The organism is Latilactobacillus sp. VITA-14 (assembly GCF_046580785.1).
GTDB classification, from domain to species: Bacteria; Bacillota; Bacilli; order Lactobacillales; family Lactobacillaceae; genus Latilactobacillus; species Latilactobacillus curvatus.
Genome location: NZ_JBJKTM010000005.1, coordinates 70,176 through 85,948 on the forward strand (window position 1 = coordinate 70,176; position 15,773 = coordinate 85,948).

16 protein-coding genes and 1 riboswitch are annotated in these 15,773 nt (G+C 43.8%); of the genes, 3 read left to right on the forward strand and 13 right to left on the reverse strand.

Going from position 1 to position 15,773, the window contains the following annotated elements; translation table 11 throughout:
- Positions 1-35: 35 nt before the first annotated feature.
- Positions 36-1,829: a heavy metal translocating P-type ATPase gene (locus ACF1X7_RS03590; RefSeq protein WP_064777141.1), complete on the forward strand. Its 1,794-nt coding sequence runs from the start codon at positions 36-38 to the stop codon at positions 1,827-1,829.
- A 58-nt stretch (positions 1,830-1,887) separates the two neighbouring features.
- On the opposite strand, the gene thiT is transcribed toward ACF1X7_RS03590, so the two are convergent.
- From thiT to trhA, 7 genes are all read right to left on the reverse strand, one after another.
- Positions 1,888-2,490, reverse strand: coding sequence for an energy-coupled thiamine transporter ThiT (thiT, locus tag ACF1X7_RS03595; RefSeq protein ID WP_039098985.1), 603 nt, complete (start codon positions 2,488-2,490; stop codon positions 1,888-1,890).
- A gap of 48 nt (positions 2,491-2,538) precedes the next feature.
- Positions 2,539-2,635, reverse strand: a riboswitch (TPP riboswitch).
- 142 nt (positions 2,636-2,777) lie between these two features.
- Positions 2,778-3,839: a tyrosine recombinase XerS gene (gene xerS / locus ACF1X7_RS03600; RefSeq protein WP_052202739.1), complete on the reverse strand. Its 1,062-nt coding sequence runs from the start codon at positions 3,837-3,839 to the stop codon at positions 2,778-2,780.
- Between the two features lie 645 nt (positions 3,840-4,484).
- Positions 4,485-5,318 (reverse strand): alpha/beta fold hydrolase, encoded by an 834-nt coding sequence (locus ACF1X7_RS03605; RefSeq protein ID WP_411162430.1) that lies wholly within the window; start codon positions 5,316-5,318, stop codon positions 4,485-4,487.
- A 5-nt stretch (positions 5,319-5,323) separates the two neighbouring features.
- Positions 5,324-6,334 (reverse strand): NADP-dependent oxidoreductase, encoded by a 1,011-nt coding sequence (locus ACF1X7_RS03610; protein WP_411162431.1) that lies wholly within the window; start codon positions 6,332-6,334, stop codon positions 5,324-5,326.
- 1 nt (position 6,335) lies between these two features.
- Positions 6,336-6,917 carry a TetR/AcrR family transcriptional regulator gene (locus ACF1X7_RS03615; protein ID WP_146955319.1) on the reverse strand — a complete coding sequence of 194 codons (582 nt, stop codon included), beginning with the start codon at positions 6,915-6,917 and terminating at the stop codon, positions 6,336-6,338.
- 130 nt (positions 6,918-7,047) lie between these two features.
- Positions 7,048-7,890: a DegV family protein gene (locus tag ACF1X7_RS03620; RefSeq protein ID WP_039098988.1), complete on the reverse strand. Its 843-nt coding sequence runs from the start codon at positions 7,888-7,890 to the stop codon at positions 7,048-7,050.
- A gap of 20 nt (positions 7,891-7,910) precedes the next feature.
- The gene (gene trhA, locus ACF1X7_RS03625) at positions 7,911-8,555 is read right to left on the reverse strand and encodes a PAQR family membrane homeostasis protein TrhA (RefSeq protein ID WP_004270416.1); all 645 of its coding nucleotides are present in this window, start codon (positions 8,553-8,555) and stop codon (positions 7,911-7,913) included.
- A 154-nt stretch (positions 8,556-8,709) separates the two neighbouring features.
- On the opposite strand from trhA, the gene ACF1X7_RS03630 reads away from it, so the two are divergent.
- On the forward strand, positions 8,710-9,228 hold the full coding sequence (locus tag ACF1X7_RS03630) for a DUF1836 domain-containing protein (RefSeq protein ID WP_035186420.1): 519 nt from the start codon (positions 8,710-8,712) through the stop codon (positions 9,226-9,228).
- Between the two features lie 42 nt (positions 9,229-9,270).
- Here ACF1X7_RS03630 and ACF1X7_RS03635 read toward each other — a convergent pair whose 3' ends face one another.
- Positions 9,271-10,140, reverse strand: coding sequence for a DegV family protein (locus ACF1X7_RS03635; RefSeq protein ID WP_411162432.1), 870 nt, complete (start codon positions 10,138-10,140; stop codon positions 9,271-9,273).
- Between the two features lie 99 nt (positions 10,141-10,239).
- A complete protein-coding gene (locus ACF1X7_RS03640; protein ID WP_064777146.1) occupies positions 10,240-10,662 on the reverse strand; it encodes a MarR family winged helix-turn-helix transcriptional regulator in 423 nt (140 codons plus the stop codon).
- 151 nt (positions 10,663-10,813) lie between these two features.
- Between ACF1X7_RS03640 and ACF1X7_RS03645 the strand changes: the two genes are divergently transcribed.
- Positions 10,814-12,529 (forward strand): NFACT RNA binding domain-containing protein, encoded by a 1,716-nt coding sequence (locus ACF1X7_RS03645; protein WP_039098991.1) that lies wholly within the window; start codon positions 10,814-10,816, stop codon positions 12,527-12,529.
- A gap of 111 nt (positions 12,530-12,640) precedes the next feature.
- Here ACF1X7_RS03645 and pyrE read toward each other — a convergent pair whose 3' ends face one another.
- The 4 genes from pyrE to ACF1X7_RS03665 are packed head-to-tail and all read right to left on the reverse strand — an operon-like array spanning position 12,641 to position 15,702.
- Positions 12,641-13,279 carry an orotate phosphoribosyltransferase gene (pyrE, locus tag ACF1X7_RS03650; RefSeq protein ID WP_069468212.1) on the reverse strand — a complete coding sequence of 213 codons (639 nt, stop codon included), beginning with the start codon at positions 13,277-13,279 and terminating at the stop codon, positions 12,641-12,643.
- The gene (gene pyrF / locus ACF1X7_RS03655; protein ID WP_064777148.1) at positions 13,276-13,995 is read right to left on the reverse strand and encodes an orotidine-5'-phosphate decarboxylase; all 720 of its coding nucleotides are present in this window, start codon (positions 13,993-13,995) and stop codon (positions 13,276-13,278) included. Before pyrF ends, pyrE begins: the two co-directional genes overlap by 4 nt.
- Positions 13,988-14,914 carry a dihydroorotate dehydrogenase gene (locus ACF1X7_RS03660; protein ID WP_221276634.1) on the reverse strand — a complete coding sequence of 309 codons (927 nt, stop codon included), beginning with the start codon at positions 14,912-14,914 and terminating at the stop codon, positions 13,988-13,990. Before ACF1X7_RS03660 ends, pyrF begins: the two co-directional genes overlap by 8 nt.
- The gene (locus ACF1X7_RS03665; protein WP_039099654.1) at positions 14,914-15,702 is read right to left on the reverse strand and encodes a dihydroorotate dehydrogenase electron transfer subunit; all 789 of its coding nucleotides are present in this window, start codon (positions 15,700-15,702) and stop codon (positions 14,914-14,916) included. Before ACF1X7_RS03665 ends, ACF1X7_RS03660 begins: the two co-directional genes overlap by 1 nt.
- Positions 15,703-15,773: the final 71 nt, after the last annotated feature.

Below are 15,773 nucleotides of genomic sequence, written 5' to 3' on the forward strand. Positions count from 1 at the left end.
AATGTAAATGAATTCACAAGAAGGAGCGATTGACGATGAAACATACCATCAAGTTTGCCTTAACAATTAGTGTGGGTGTGATTGCGCTATGCTTGGCGTTTTTGCTACATGAGCCATTGTGGGCACAGATTTTAGTGAGTTTAGCGGGGAGCTTAGTAGCGCTCTCGATGTTTATTGAGATGATTAAAACGCTAAAATCTGGTCAATACGGGGTGGATCTATTAGCGATTACCGCTATTATTGCGACGTTAGCAGTCGGTGAATATTGGGCAGCATTAATGGTCTTGGTCATGTTAACTGGTGGCGACTCATTGGAAGACTATGCAGCGCATAAAGCAGGCCGTGAGTTAAAGACATTACTTGATAATTCTCCGCAAACAGCGCATCGCCTTGTTAATGATGCGGTCGAAGATGTTTCAGTCGATAAGCTTCAAGTTGGTGATCAAGTGATTATTAAACCTGGCGAATTGGTCCCTGTTGATGGGCATATTATTGCAGGAAGTGCTTTATTCGATGAATCATCGTTAACGGGTGAATCACGCCCCGTTGAAAAAGCACTAAATGATGAGCTCATATCAGGCTCTGTGAACGGCGATACGTCGGTTACCATGCAAGTTGACCAATTAGCCGTTAATAGCCAATATCAAGCAATTGTACGGCTTGTAGAGACCTCTGCGGCACAACCAGCGCATTTTGTGCGCTTAGCTGATCGATATGCCGTGCCATTTACATTAGTTGCGTATGTGATTGCTGGAGTAGCTTGGTGGTTATCTAAGGATCCAGTACGGTTTGCAGAAGTGCTTGTCGTGGCTTCGCCGTGCCCATTAATATTGGCAGCGCCTATCGCGTTAATCTCAGGGATGAGTCGTGCTAGTCGAAACGGGATTATTGTCAAGGCTGGCACAACAATTGAAAAATTAGCGTCTGCTAAATCAGCAGCGTTTGATAAAACTGGAACAATTACGAATGGTCAATTGACGGTTGACCAAGTTGTGTCAGTGATTGGTATCGCACCAACCGATTTATTGCAATTGGCGGCTAGTGCGGAGCAAGAATCTTCGCATATTTTAGCACGGTCACTTGTTAAAGCGGCACAGGTAGAACAATTACAACCAATTGAAACATTAAAAGAAGCAACGGGCGCTGGGGTAGTTGCGACGCTGTCGTCTGGACAAACGGTTCGTGTTGGGAAACATCAATTCGTGACGCCAGATGCGCAACAGCCTCTGCAAGAACAAACCACTGTTTACGTTGCGATCAATGATCAATATGCGGGGTACATTACGTTTATCGATCATTTACGACCAGAAGCACCGGCCACGATGCAGACGCTCCATCAACTGGGGATTACGCGTTTGATGATGTTGACAGGCGATCAAGCGACAACTGCGCACCAGATTGCGGAACAAGTCGGAATTGATGACGTCCATGCAGGCTGTCTGCCAGTCGATAAGATTCATTTAATTGAACAAGTACCGCAAGACCAACGCCCACTAATTATGGTTGGTGATGGGGTCAACGATGCACCGTCACTGGCAAGTGCTGATGTCGGGATTGCGATGGGGGCCCATGGCGCAACAGCCGCAAGTGAATCAGCGGATGTGGTGATTCTAAAAGATGATTTAGGACGGGTTAGTCGTGCCGTTCAAATCGCGCGTGACACGATGCGCGTTGCTCGCCAGGCGGTTTTGATTGGGATTGCAATCTGTATTGGGTTAATGTTGATTGCCAGCACCGGGATTGTTCCAGCATTAGTGGGGGCTTTATTCCAAGAGGTTGTCGATACAGTTTCAATCTTATATGCATTACGAGCTAGAACGGATCGTTAAGGGAATTAAAAAGAGCCGTATTAACACCATTCAAGTGTTAATACGGCTCTTTTTTTGTTTATTTTTCAGATTGTACGTGTAAAACCATGTCTTTTGGTAAATATAACTTAGGCACCATGGCTAAACAAATACATAGAACGATGCCGGTTAGAATGAAGCTAGCGATAAAGCTGCCACCGTTAACAGTGAGCGAGTATAGCCAAGCATTCATACCTTTGGGAGCGTATGAGCCCCAATAAACGGCACCGGCTAAGAAGTGGCAGAAGTATTTTGCAAAAGTACCAAAAAATGCGGCCATCCATAAAAGGGTCATCGTTTTGACTTTTGTATGATTTTGAATACTTGCTTGAATAGGTCGTTGTAAGATACCTGCTAAACCAACAACCATGAAGGCAATGGTAAATTCTAGCAATCCTTGCCATACGTTCAAGACACTACCGTTTCCTAATCCACGTAAGATTAAGTCTAGTAGACCCCAGATTAAGCCGGAGACCATTCCAGGAATGGCACCACGGCGTAAACTGTAGATTACAATAGGGATAATCCCAAAGGAGACTTCGATTGCGGAAGGCCCCGCTGTATGGGGGATGTATTCCAATGCCACGGCAAATGCCGCGATGATTGCCCCTTCAATTTGAATCAATAGACGCTGATGTTGCATAAAAATAACCCCTTTTCTTGTTCAACCAACACAAAAAAGGAGTTATCATTTCAACTCCATCACAATTCCTACGCTTGTCTTAACAAACAGGTTCGAAGGGTCTGATTAAAATCACTCTCAGCCAATGGCTCCCCTTTGCGATGGTTAACATTTAATTTTTAGGAACGCTTTCAGTATACTCGATAGCTGGTATAAGTCAAGCAATGTGTAAATCGACGAATTGATGTAAACCAAATGACTGTTAGAACGACGTTGATAATCGTTGCCAAGAAGAGCACTAATAGTGGCTATTCAAGCTGGTCCATTGCCGAGCGTTGTTCATCAGCAACGACGTGCGTATATAAGTGAGTAGCTTGCGTGGTCGTTTGGCCTAGTTGGGTCGCAACAATTGTTTCACTATGAGTTGCCGCCATGAGATCAGTGGCAAGTGTATGGCGGAACTTGTGTGGTGTGAGACGCACGCCAAATGCTTCAGAATACTTCGCGACTAACTTTTCAATGGCATAGTTGCTCATACGCTTGGCGCTGCCACGATAGCGACTGACAAATAAGGCTTGTTCATTATCTTCTTTTAGATAGCGTGATTTACGAATCTGGCAGTAATCCCTTAAAAAAGGTAAACTCCACGGAGCAATTGGGACAGTATCTTGCTGTCCGCCTTTACGGATCACGGTAATTGTAAGTTGTTCAAGATTCAAATCGTTGATGTTGGCTTGGGCCAACTCTGATAGTCGGATGCCCGTTGCCAGCGCCAGTACACAGATGGCAATATCGCGTTCGCAATTTTGCTTGTATGATGCCAGTTGGCGATTAGAAAGCAAGTTAGGGTAATCAACTTGCATGAAGGTGATGAAGTCGTGTTTCTTTTCACCGGTCAGCAGTTGTTTGCTGATGTGTCGTGAACGTGTCGCCATTGTTTCTGAAGCTTTAAGTAGTTTCACCTTCTTCATGACGTTTCGGTAAAAATAAGGCTCACCATCAGCTTGTTCGGCTTCAATGGTTAAGAAGTACCAGAGCGCATTTAATGCGTTAATCGAGCGGTTAACGGCTTGAAAGGAGAGCTTATGGTTATTTTGTTTACGCTTATTCATTAGAAAAATCTTGTAGAGCTCAATATCTTCGAGTTTCATTTTTTCGAGTGCGGTCAGTGGCATCTGGTCGATAGAGGGGACCGCGACGATCTGTTCATCAACTAACCAGGTGAAAAAGCGAACGTATTCTTGTAAGTATTGATAGAGCGTTGCAGAAGAGTAGGCGTTTGCCTGGCGGTTAATGTAGAATTTACGAATGTAATCCGGAAGATTGGCGAGTTGCTTTTCGCAGAGTTCTAAGTAACGTTGTTGATCCATGATGGAAGACTCCTTAATTAACAGTTTAAAGATAGTTTAGCAAAAATGAGGTGAGAATACTACAAGTGTTGTTAAAACCATAATTTTAACAACACTTGTATTGCAAACCGTTCCGCAAACTGATGATCAGATGGTCTTATTCGACTATCTGCATAGCAACCTAAAGATCCTTATTCCGTTTAAAAGTTGGTATATCAACGTTTAAGGCCTTTTTTAACGATTTGATATGTGAGTTTTAAGGCTAAGATGTGTTAATATGCGTATTTACCAATTAAAATCTGCCATAATCGTCAGATTAATCACGGATTTGTGCCTGAGCTTAGATGAATTCTGAATTTAAAGTTAAGTTTGGCGATATCGGTTGGCCAGTCAGTTTGATTCATCATATTGGCGTTGAGTAACTTGTAATAGTTTATGAATCGTGCAGTGTAAAAAACAAACGCATTAAGTGCGGTTCATCAAATCAATTGAATGATGTTGGATAATAAGTGGTTATTTTAGCGCTCTTTTAAGGGATAAGCGTTTCTTCGCATAATATATATTATGTAAACTAAAATAGATTTAAAAAATTAACTAAGCCTACCCACTCGTCACCAGCGTTTAAGCGCAGCAAAAAAGCGCCATATTAAAATGACGCTTCTGTAATTAGTGATTTAAAAACTGAGCCAACAAAGCTGCAAAGTCATTTGGATTTTGGAATAACGCCATATGACCAGCATCTGGGTAAAGTTTTAATTGGGAATTTAAAATCCGTTCATGTAATTCATATGAACCATTAACAGGTGCCATTCGATCGTGATCGCCGTTGACAATCAATGTTGGTTGGTTAATTTGTGCCAGGTTTGCCGGTTGATCGTGCGCATACTGTTTAATTGCCATTAATTGACGACGATAAGCGGCTAACGTAATGGCTTTATCTTCAACAATTTCACGCTGTTTTAACCGGTTAATGAACGCTTTACCAGCCTGTTTGCCTTGGGGCGTTCTGGTGAAGAAGAGGTATTCCTTAACGTCTCTATGCGTTAAGAAGGACCGAATTAAGTCAAAAGTTGTTATGCGCCCCACTTTGGCGATTTCTGAGTCACCCTGGGGACCTGTTCCGACTAAAATTAAGTGATTAACACTTGAGGAGTATTTTAAAGTGAAGGCCTGTGCAACAAAACCACCCATCGATAATCCAAGTAAATCGAATTGAGTGAGCTGCATAGCTGTTATAAAAGCATAACAATCAGCTACCATTTGCTCAATCGTCGTGGGGACTTTGCCATCCGAGAAACCAACACCACGATTATTAAAGACAATCACGCGTCGTTGCTGACTGATCAGGTCAATTAATGCAGGGTCCCAGTTATCTAAAGTGGCTGATAAGTGATTCAATAAAACAAGTGGTAAGCCGCGACCGGTACCCACTTCGCGGTAAGCAAACCGTTGGCCTTGTTGATCTTGAATAAATTGGTTGGGGGTTGTTAGATAAGTCATCTTGATTAGCCCGCTTGAACCTTAATCACCACTTTACCAGTTGGATGGCCGTGAGCAACAAGTTCTAGTGCCTCTTTAACGTGTGCTAAATCGAATTGATGCGGATCGATGGCTAGTACAATCGCTTGTTGTTCAACAATTTCAGTGATTTTTTTGAGTTGGGCACCATCTGAACGAACGAAAATAAAGCGATATTCAACGCCCGCTTTTTTAGCGAGGCGATCCCATTTCCGCCCGGCCAACGAGAATAAGAGTTGCTTCCAAAATGGTAATTGCAATTGTTTAGCGAATTGTTTGTTTGGACCGGCAATCAAGCTTAAAATCCGCCCGCCCGGCTTCATAATCGCCATTTCACGTTCAATATCTGCTCCACCGCGTGTATCAATCACGTAATCGATTTGATCTAAAACTTCCCAGTAATCGGTTGTTTTGTAATCGATATATTGGTCAGCACCCAAATTCAAAATGTGATCTCGCGCGGCTGCATTGCCTGAAACAATCACGGTTAAGCCTAGTGATTTTGCGATTGGGACGGCTATTTGACCGAAACCGCCTGAACCACCAGGGATAAACAGCGTTCGGTTCGATTGGGCTGCCAATTCCTCAAATAGCCCCTGATAAGCCGTTAAGCCAGTCAGTGGGATTGCAACGGCTTCACGTAGCGATAAATCCTTTGGCGTGTACCAGATTGCATCGGTGGTAACCGCGACATATTCAGCAAAGCCACCGATTTTAGCCAATGGTAAACGCGCATAGACTTGATCCCCGACTTTGAAATCAGTGACGTCTGTTCCAATCGCTGTGATTTCACCGGCAATTTCATTACCTAAAGTCAGTGGTAAAGCATAGTTTTGCATTAATTTAGTATCGCCGCGGATATTCATTGGATCCAATGGATTCACCGCTGCATAGGCGACTTTGACGAGTACTTCATTGGCTAGCGGTTGTGGGCGATCAATTTCTTGAATCGTGACAGCTAGTGTTTGATTATATTTTTTAATTTGAGCTGCTTTCATATTAGAAAACCTCTTTCCACGGGAGTGTTTGTAGAGTTTGTTGCACAATTGCTGTTAGCGTAGTTGAATCTGGGTTCACTTTAGCCATGACCCGGATACCAATGAGCGCACTTTGAAGCGATGCAGCTAAAAGATCAATTGCAACAGACGGTTCTAGTTCGGCCTGGCCGGCAATCAGTAATGCCTGCAACAGTGCTTTTTCTTGGGTTAAATAATGCTGAATCAGCGTTTGGATGTCTGGTTCTAATGAATTTAACGTTGCCGCGGTATTCACCACTAAGCAGCCGGCTGGTTGGTTATCCGGATGGTCAATAAATATTTCAAAAATGGCTGTTAAGCGCGACCTTAAATCGGTATGCGTTGCCAGTACTTGCTCGAAACGCTCGTTAATTTGGTCACGATAATGTGCTAGTACTTGGATAAACAGTTCATGTTTATCGCCGAATGTATCGTAAATACTGCGCCGGTGAATCCCCATTGCATCAACTAGGTTTTGCATTGAGGTATTCTCATAGCCTTGTTGCCAAAAGACAAGCATGGCTTTGTCTAAGACAACCGGTGATTCAAATGTTTTTGTCCGCATCTGGATGCTCCTCTCTTATTAGAACGTTCATTCTAATATAAACGATTCTTTGAAATAACGCAACTAGATTTTGCGCAATTTTAAGGGGCAATAAAAAAGAACGCCTCGAATGAGACGTTCTTGTCAGCTGTTATTTTGTCCGATAGAAAATACCAAACGCCCCTAGGCCAACGTGACTCATAATGACCGGGCTGGTTAGTGCGACTGTATAAGGCACATGGGGCTGTGTTTCTTCAAGCGTTGCTTGGATCTTAGCGGATAGTTCATCCGTGATTCCGACGTGTGAGATGCCGATTTCCGCAACGTCTTGGGTGGCTAAGTATTCACGGATATTGTTGAGTTCTTTTGTAAAAGCTTTTAGTCCCCGCCCCTTTGCGACGACTTCTAATTCCGTATCTGTTAAGCGCACAATTACCTTGAGTTTAATGATTTTCGTTAATAGCCCGGCCATTCTACTAATTCGACCACCGCGTTGAAGCGCGTCAAGTGAATCTAAAAAGACGTAGGTTTCGGTTTTACGACGGATGTCATCGAGATGCGCGATAATATCATCAAGAGGCTTCCCTGCTTCAACGTCTTGGGCGGCAGCAACCACTTGATAAGCAAGTCCACGGTCGATTGCTTTACTATCAATCACGTGTACGTCACTTGTTGATTGGTGGGCTGCTGTGTGTGCCCCTTCGATTGTGCCACTTAACAAGCCGGTACAATGAATCGATAGAATCGTACTACCATCAGCCCCTAATTGATCATATAAATCGACGAAACTGCCGACAGTTGGCTGACTTGTTGTTGGAAAATCGGTCGTTGCATTTTGTAAGCGACTTAAAAATTCAGCGCGGGTAATGGTTTGTCCATCAATGAAAGACTCATTTCCTTGTTGAATCGTTAAGGGGACGATGTGAATGTCATATTTGGCGCGTTCGTCTGCTGTCAGTTGAATCGATGAGTCCGTTACAATTTTAATTGTCATATGAGTTGTACTCCTTCAAGTTAAATGTTGAGGTAAATTGAAAAAAACATCAGGGTCGTTCCGAGCATTACGAAAAAGTGCCAAATCAAATGTAAGCCAGGAATTTTAGGAAAACTATAAATTAGAGCGCCAACGGTAAAGACTACGCCACCACTGACTAACAGCCAAAAACCAACTGGACTGAGGTTGACATAAAGGGTCTTACCAGCTAATAAACATAACCACCCCATCACAACGTAAATCGTTGTTTCAATCTTTTGGTACCGACCGTGGCTCAAAATGTGCGTTATAATACCGGCAATCGCTAGTGTCCAGATTGCAATCAGTAAGCTAATTCCTGTTGCATGGCCAATAAAAATCAAACAATATGGCGTGTAGGTACCAGCAATCAGCAAGAAAATATTGCTATGATCGAATATTTGAAACACGCGCTTGGCCTTGGTAAATGCTAAGCAGTGAAATAAAGTCGAAGCGAGATACAGTAGCAGTAATGTGGCGCCATACACTGCTAGACTAGCAATCGCGACTGGTGAGAGTGTTTTATGAATGCTTTTGACCAGGAGCATGATGACTAACGTTAAACTACCGAAAAAACCAATCCCGTGGGTAATGGCATTCCATATTTCATAAATCAGTTGTTGTCGTTTAATCGTGGAAAGTTGCATGGTTCTCGCCTCTTTTTCTCTATTTGCCGAGTATTATAGCGCGAATGTAGATTATAAGTCAATAGATAATAGAATTCGATTCTATGTTAGTGACAAATGATAATTGCTATGGCATAATAAATATACTATCAACAGATTGGTGGCGTTAATCAGTATGCAATCACAAGAATTTGAAAAATGGTTGGGTGACTTTCAACAATTGCGGTTACCATTATGGTCTGAATTTCCAGATTTAGACCTCTATATGGACCAAGTCATTAGTGAGGTCAATAAACGACTGAGTCCTTTGTTGGACGTTAAAATAACGAAAACAATGATTAATAGCTATGTCAAAATGGCGATTATTGAACGACCGGAAAAGAAACGCTATAATCGGGATCATTTAGCCGAATTGATTGTGGTCAGCATTATGAAATTAGTCTTCCCGCTCGATGTCATTAAACAAGGGATTTCGCAATCGTTGGCAAACGACACCGCTGGTAAGGCATATGATCAGTTTGTGCGGTTATTTAATGCCGAAATTGCGAATATTAACGCGCAATCAACGGTTAATGAATTCAATTTAAACGAGGAACCGCTCAACATTGTTCAAAAAGTAGCCGTTAAATCCGTTATTTATAAGCTAATTGGGACGAAGTTGGTTACCTTAGAAGAACCCGTTTCTATCTTATAAGTCACAAAAAAAGCCTGTCGAATTGTTCGACAGGCTTTTAAATTAGGCTTTATCAAAATCTTTAATCCAAGCAAGTGCAATGGCTTTTTCACCAAGATGGGTCCCGATAACTGGGCCAAAGTAGCTGATATCAATTGGTAAGTCTGGATAGTTTGCTTGAAGCTTATCACGCCATGCAATCGCTGCTGGTTCATCGTTAGCGTGAATGATTAGTGCGCGTAATGGATAGTCAACACGTTCGGCTGTTTCAGCAAAAATTTGTTCAGCGCGGGCGTAAGCCTTCTTCAATGAACGAACCTTCTCAAATGCCGTAATTTTGTTAGTGTCAGCGTCAAACGTTAAAAGCGGTTTAATCTTCAACATGCTACCAATAAAAGCAGATGCGTTTGATAAACGACCACCACGCACTAAGTTTTGTAAGTCGTTAACAATGAAACATTCATCCATTGTGCTTTTTAGATCGTCAAGGCGTGCGATAATCTGGTCGACGGTCACTTCTGGGTCGCGTGCCATTCTGGCCGCTTCCGTTGCTAAGTAGCCCATTAACATCACAGTAATCCCTGAATCGTATGGGACAACCTGGATGTTATCGATGGTGCTTGCCGCATTTTTCAATGTCGTGACAAACCCAGAGATGGTACTAGCAAGGTGGATGCTGATGACAGCATCATACCCTTCGTTGCCGAGGTCTTCGTATAGTTTTAACATTTCACCCAGTGGTGGTTGTGATGTACTGGGGAATGTTTCGGATGTTTTTAATTTTTGATAGAACTCTTCAGTGGTTATATCAACGCCTTCATCATAGACCTGGCCATCAAGGATAACCGGAATAGGTACGACGAAGAGATGATGGTCTTTCACTTGCTGTTCTGTGAGATAAGCGGTACTATCAGTGACTACAGCAATTTTCATGGTGACACCTACTTTTTTATTATTCGGTAATAACTATATCATAAATGGTAGGTTAATTCCCCTAAAAATGCCGATTTTCCGAAAAATGTATAGGGCGTCTCATTTTAATGGTCGATTAAAACTTTGATAATAACGGTTCAGTAGGATTTTTAAAAGTTGCTGTTCATCGGTACTCCAGTTTTGTTGAATGTGATTTTCAAGTGCAGTTTGAAGTTGTTGCAACGTACTTAATGCCGTCTTGGCGGTCGGTGTTAAGGCGTAAACGCGTTGGCGCGGATCAGCCCCGGTCACTTTTGTTAACAGCCCTTCTTGAGCCATCGTATTTAACTGCCGACTGAGTGTCGATGCATCGAGTTTGGTTAACGTAATTAATTCTGCGTGCGAAATGCGTTCTTGATCGGGTTCAATGGCCATTAGAATGTTGACTTGGGCTAACTTCAAGTCGAGTCGTAGCGCCCAGTGTTTCTTTTGTTCTTGATACAATAGATTCAGTTGATTAAACGTTGCTGAGGTTGAGCGCACGGTAAATCCCCCTTTAATTGTATAAAGCAATTTGATAATTGTATTATACAATAGTCGTGTTAGCGATTGCAAACAACTAATTTCTTTGAGGTTCCACTGCAAAACCGTTACAATAAGTAAGACAATTCAATTATAGAGAGTGTGAGCAATAATGACCTTTGATGGTTTAATGACCCACGCCGTTGTAAATGAGCTAAATACAACTTTAGCAGACGGCAAAATTACGAAAATTCAACAACCTTATCCAAACGAAGTAATCTTAACGATTCGGGCAAATCGTAAGACCTATCCCCTTCTCCTATCAGCCCACCCATCTTATGCGCGAGTGCAAGTGACGCGGGTGCCTTATGCAAACCCCGCAACGCCACCGAACTTCGCGATGTCTTTACGGAAGTATTTAGATGGCGCCATTTTAGAAAACATCGAGCAAATTGAAAGTGATCGGATTCTAAGATTCACCTTTAAATCACGGAATGAACTGGGGGACTTACAACAACTATGCTTAATCGTTGAATTGATGGGCCGCCATAGTAATGTGATTTTGATTAATCAAGCGACCAATAAGATTCTCGATTTAATCCGGCACGTCGGTGTTTCGCAAAACCGTTATCGGTTCTTAATGCCTGGCGCCGATTATGTTAATCCACCGGCTGCAACCGGGGTTGATGGTTTTACGACTGATTTAAAGACGCTTGATTGGTTAAGTTATTATAACGAAGCTGCTGATGAACAAGTCAAATGGTTACAACAACACTTCCAAGGGATGAGTCATGAAAGTGCCGTTGAACTACAAACCCGTTTAATGGATCATGACAATTATTTGGCGGTTGTGACTGATTTCTTCAAGCAATTCGACCAAGTGACACCAACGTTAACAGTTGGTGACAAGAAGTCGTGGTTCACGGCCTTCCCTTATGAGAGCCTGACAGGGACACTGAGCCATTTTGACACGTTGAGTGAGCTGTTAGACCAATATTACTTACACAAGGCGCAGCGTGACCGAGTGCAGCAACAAGGTGGTGCGCTCATCCACTTCATCCGCAACGAGATTCAAAAGGATGAAAAGAAACTGAAAAAACTACAAAAAACGTTAAAAGCAGCCGACAGTGCGGATGATTACCGGATTAAGGGTGAAATTTTGACCACCTATTTGCGGGAAGTCGAACGTGGCATGACTGAAGTCACGTTGCCCAATTTCTACGACAATAACGAACCGCTTAAGATTACCTTGTCGAACCAGATTAGCCCTTCAAAAAATGCGCAGAAGTATTTCTCGAAATATCAGAAGCTCCGGAATTCAATTGCCTACGTCAATGAACAAATGGCAAAGACCGAAGCAGAACTTGCCTACTTCAACACGATTATGGCGCAAATTGAAATTGCTGAACCCAAAGATTTAGAGGATATCAAAGCTGAATTACAGGCTGAAGGTTATTTAAAGGCTAAGAAAACCGGTGCCAAGAAGCAGAAACGTTACAAGATTAGTGAACCTGAAGTTTTCTATGCGAGTGATGGCACCCGGATTTTCGTTGGCAAGAATAACTATCAAAATGATCAATTAACCTTGAAAAAAGCCCATAAAACTGATATCTGGTTGCATGTGAAGAACATTCCCGGGTCTCATGTGATTATTGATAGCCCAGATCCATCAGAAGATACGCTTCAAGAAGCCGGCAACTTAGCGGCCTACTTCTCGAAGGCGCGCTTATCAGCGGCCGTGCCAGTTGATTATATTCAGGTTAAGAAGATTAAAAAACCGAACGGTGCGCGACCAGGGTTTGTGATTTACGAAGGGCAACAAACACTTTATACGACACCAGACGAGCAACTCGTTCAAAAGCTACGTAACAAACCTGTGCAAGACTAATAAAAAGCGTTACTCCAAAGTGAATTGGGGTAACGCTTCTTTGATTGGTGCGGCTGATGGCACACGCTAAACGTGTTCTGCAAGCCATTACTTTCCGGTTAACACGCTATTCTAATGGGCGTCTGACCATGCTTGTGGGTCTTGGCGCCATTCATTGAGTGATGTGGCTTGTTCTGGAGTTAAGTTATCAGCGGCTTCTTCGACCGCTAATAAGGCGGAGAAATTCGATAAGGTCGTTAGTGGTAAGTTAGCAGTTGCGAAATTCTGTTGGCCGGCTGCCAGTTCGTATGAAAAGATGCCAAAAATACCAAGGACTTCTGCGCCCTCTTTTTGAGCGGCGGCCGCTGCTTGTAAGACACTCCCGCCGGTTGAAATTAAATCGTCAATGAGGACTAATTTTTGACCGGCTTTAAACGGTCCTTCGATTTGACGGCCTTGACCGTGATCTTTCGGTTTCGACCGAATGTAAACCATCGGTAAGTCGAGTTCGGCTGCGACCCATGCAGCATGGGGAATCCCCGCGGTTGCTGTTCCGCCGATGACTTTGACGTCTGGGAATTGCGCTTTGATTGCCGCAGCTAAGTTGCTGGCAATGAGCTTGCGGACTTTTGGATAACCAATCGTTAAACGGTTATCGCAATAGATGGGACTTCTTAGCCCACTCGCCCAAGTAAAAGGGTTGTTAGGACTGAGACTGACGGCATGAATATCGATTAAGGCTTGTGCGACTTGGTGTGCAATTGTTGTCATTTGAAAGACTCCCATTCTGATTTGATAGCTTGGTAAGCTTGATATGGATTTGTAGCTTGCGTAATTGGGCGCCCAACGACAATCGCCGAGCTCTCAGCTTGTGCGGCTTCGTGTGGTGTTACAGCCCGTTTTTGATCATTGGTTTGGCTTGTTGCTGGCCGAATCCCAGGTGTGACGCAGAGAAAATCAGCATTGGTGTGTTCGCGAATCGTTGGCACCTCTTGAGCAGAACAGACCACGCCATCGCAATCCGAGTTCTGTGCGAGTTGCGCATAGTGTGCGACAGATTCTGGTAGGCTGACATTAACGAGTTGTTCGGTTTGCATTTGCGCTTCGCTGGTCGACGTAAGCTGCGTAATCGCTAGTAGTTTAGCGGGCCGCACGTTGCCAAGTGCGGCGCCTTTTTTCAGACCAGCCGCCCCTGCTTTGAGCATTGCCTGCCCACCAGCTGCGTGAATCGTTGTGTAATCGACACCGAGTTGGCCGATAACAGTCATCGCACTTTGAACGGTGTTTGGAATGTCATAGAGTTTTAGGTCGAGAAAAATCCGATAGCCGCGCGCTTTTAACGTTTTAATCAGCTGTGGTCCCTCTTGGTAAAAAAGTTCCATGCCGACTTTAACGAATAAGGATTCATCAGTTGGAAATTGCACTAAAAAACGATCTGTTGTTTCCCAGTTTGGAAAGTCGAGCGCGATAATTAAAGGGTTAGTCATGAGTGCCCTCCTGTGGTAGACCGAATGATTTTAAATCGGTTAGTTGATATTTAGCGAGTTCATCTGGTAATGCGGCGATTAGTTTTGGACAGGCAAATGGATCGCTGAAATTAGCAGTGCCGACTGCGATGGCATTGGCGCCGGCGGCCATTAATTCAAGTGCATCCGCAGCTGTTGAGACACCGCCCATTCCAATAATCGGTAATTTCGAAATTGAACGGACTTGATGAATGAGCCGGATGGCAACGGGTTTTATCGCTGGTCCAGATAAGCCGCCTGTTTGATTAGCGAGAATTGGTTGGCGTGTTTTTGGATCAATCTGCATCCCCACCAGTGTATTGATTAATGAGAAGCCGGCTGCCCCCGCTGCTTCAACTGCTTGCGCAATCGGACGAATATCCGTCACGTTTGGTGAGAGCTTCACGTAAACCGGCACTTGGCTGACTGCAACACAGGCCTTCGTCAACGTGGCAGCGGCTTCTGGTGATGTGCCAAATTCAAGACCGCCATGGGCCACGTTTGGGCACGAGATATTCAGTTCGATGGCATGGACGTTGGGCGCTTGGCTGATTTGTTCACAGACAGCGACGTAATCAGCTTCGGTATTGCCGGCGACATTGGCGATGATTGGTAACTCGGGATAATGCTCGGCTAACCAGGGTAATTTTTCTTGCATAATGACTTCAATCCCGGGATTTTGTAAGCCAATGGCGTTCAACATCCCACTTGGGGTTTCAGCAACCCGTGGTGTCGCATTGCCAAGTCGGGGTTCTTTCGTTGCCGCTTTGATAATAATTGCGCCAAGTTCGTTGAGGTCATAATAGCGACCGTATTCCTGACCGAAGCCAAAACACCCGGAGGCGGGCATAATCGGATTTTTTAAAGCTAAGCCTGGTAAAGTTACTGCTAAGTCTGTCATTAAATGAGCACCTCGTTTGTTTTGAAGACGGGTCCGTCATCGCAAATTTTGAGCTGAATGCTTGGATCACGTTTGAGTTTGGTGACACAGGCGTAGCAGGCACCAATCCCACAAGCCATCCGTTCTTCCAATGAGATATAGGCATTGGGATGCTCACTGAATCGATTATCGACGGCCATTAACAAGCCTTTTGGTCCGCATGCGTAAATGGCATCATATCGGGTTGTCGCATTAGCAAACTGTGCATCGAGTAATAAACCAACATGGCCTTGGTAGCCGTACGAGCCATTATTTGTCGCATAAGCGACTGGCCCGAGCTTGCGAAAGTGATCTTCATAGAAAATGGCTGCTTTAGTTGCAAAGCCGAACACGTGTTGAACGTGAACGCCTTTTGCATTAAGTTGCCGTGAGAGTTCATGTAATGGTGGAATCCCAGTCCCGCCACCAATGATTAGCGCGTTTTGTCCGGCTACTAATTGGTCAATTGGATAACCGTTACCAAGAGGCCCTAAGACGGACAAGCTTGTGCCCACCGGTGATTCACTTAAGATCGTGGTGCCTTCACCAACAACGCGGTATAACAAGGTAATCGTGTTAGTTTGGCGGTCGACATTGGCAATCCCAAATGGCCGACGTAATAAAAGGGCGTCACTGGGAATTTTGATATCGACAAATTGTCCCGGTGCAATGGGTTGCTGTGCGAGGTCTCCGGTGAGGCATAATTCATAGATACTGGGGGCAATTTCGGTTTGCTTAGTGAGGGTTAATTGGTATTCTAATGGCAACATTTAGCAGACTCCTTCTGATTTTTATGTAATAAAAGAGCCTTAGGCAAAGGGCTTCAGACTCTTTTAGTGGT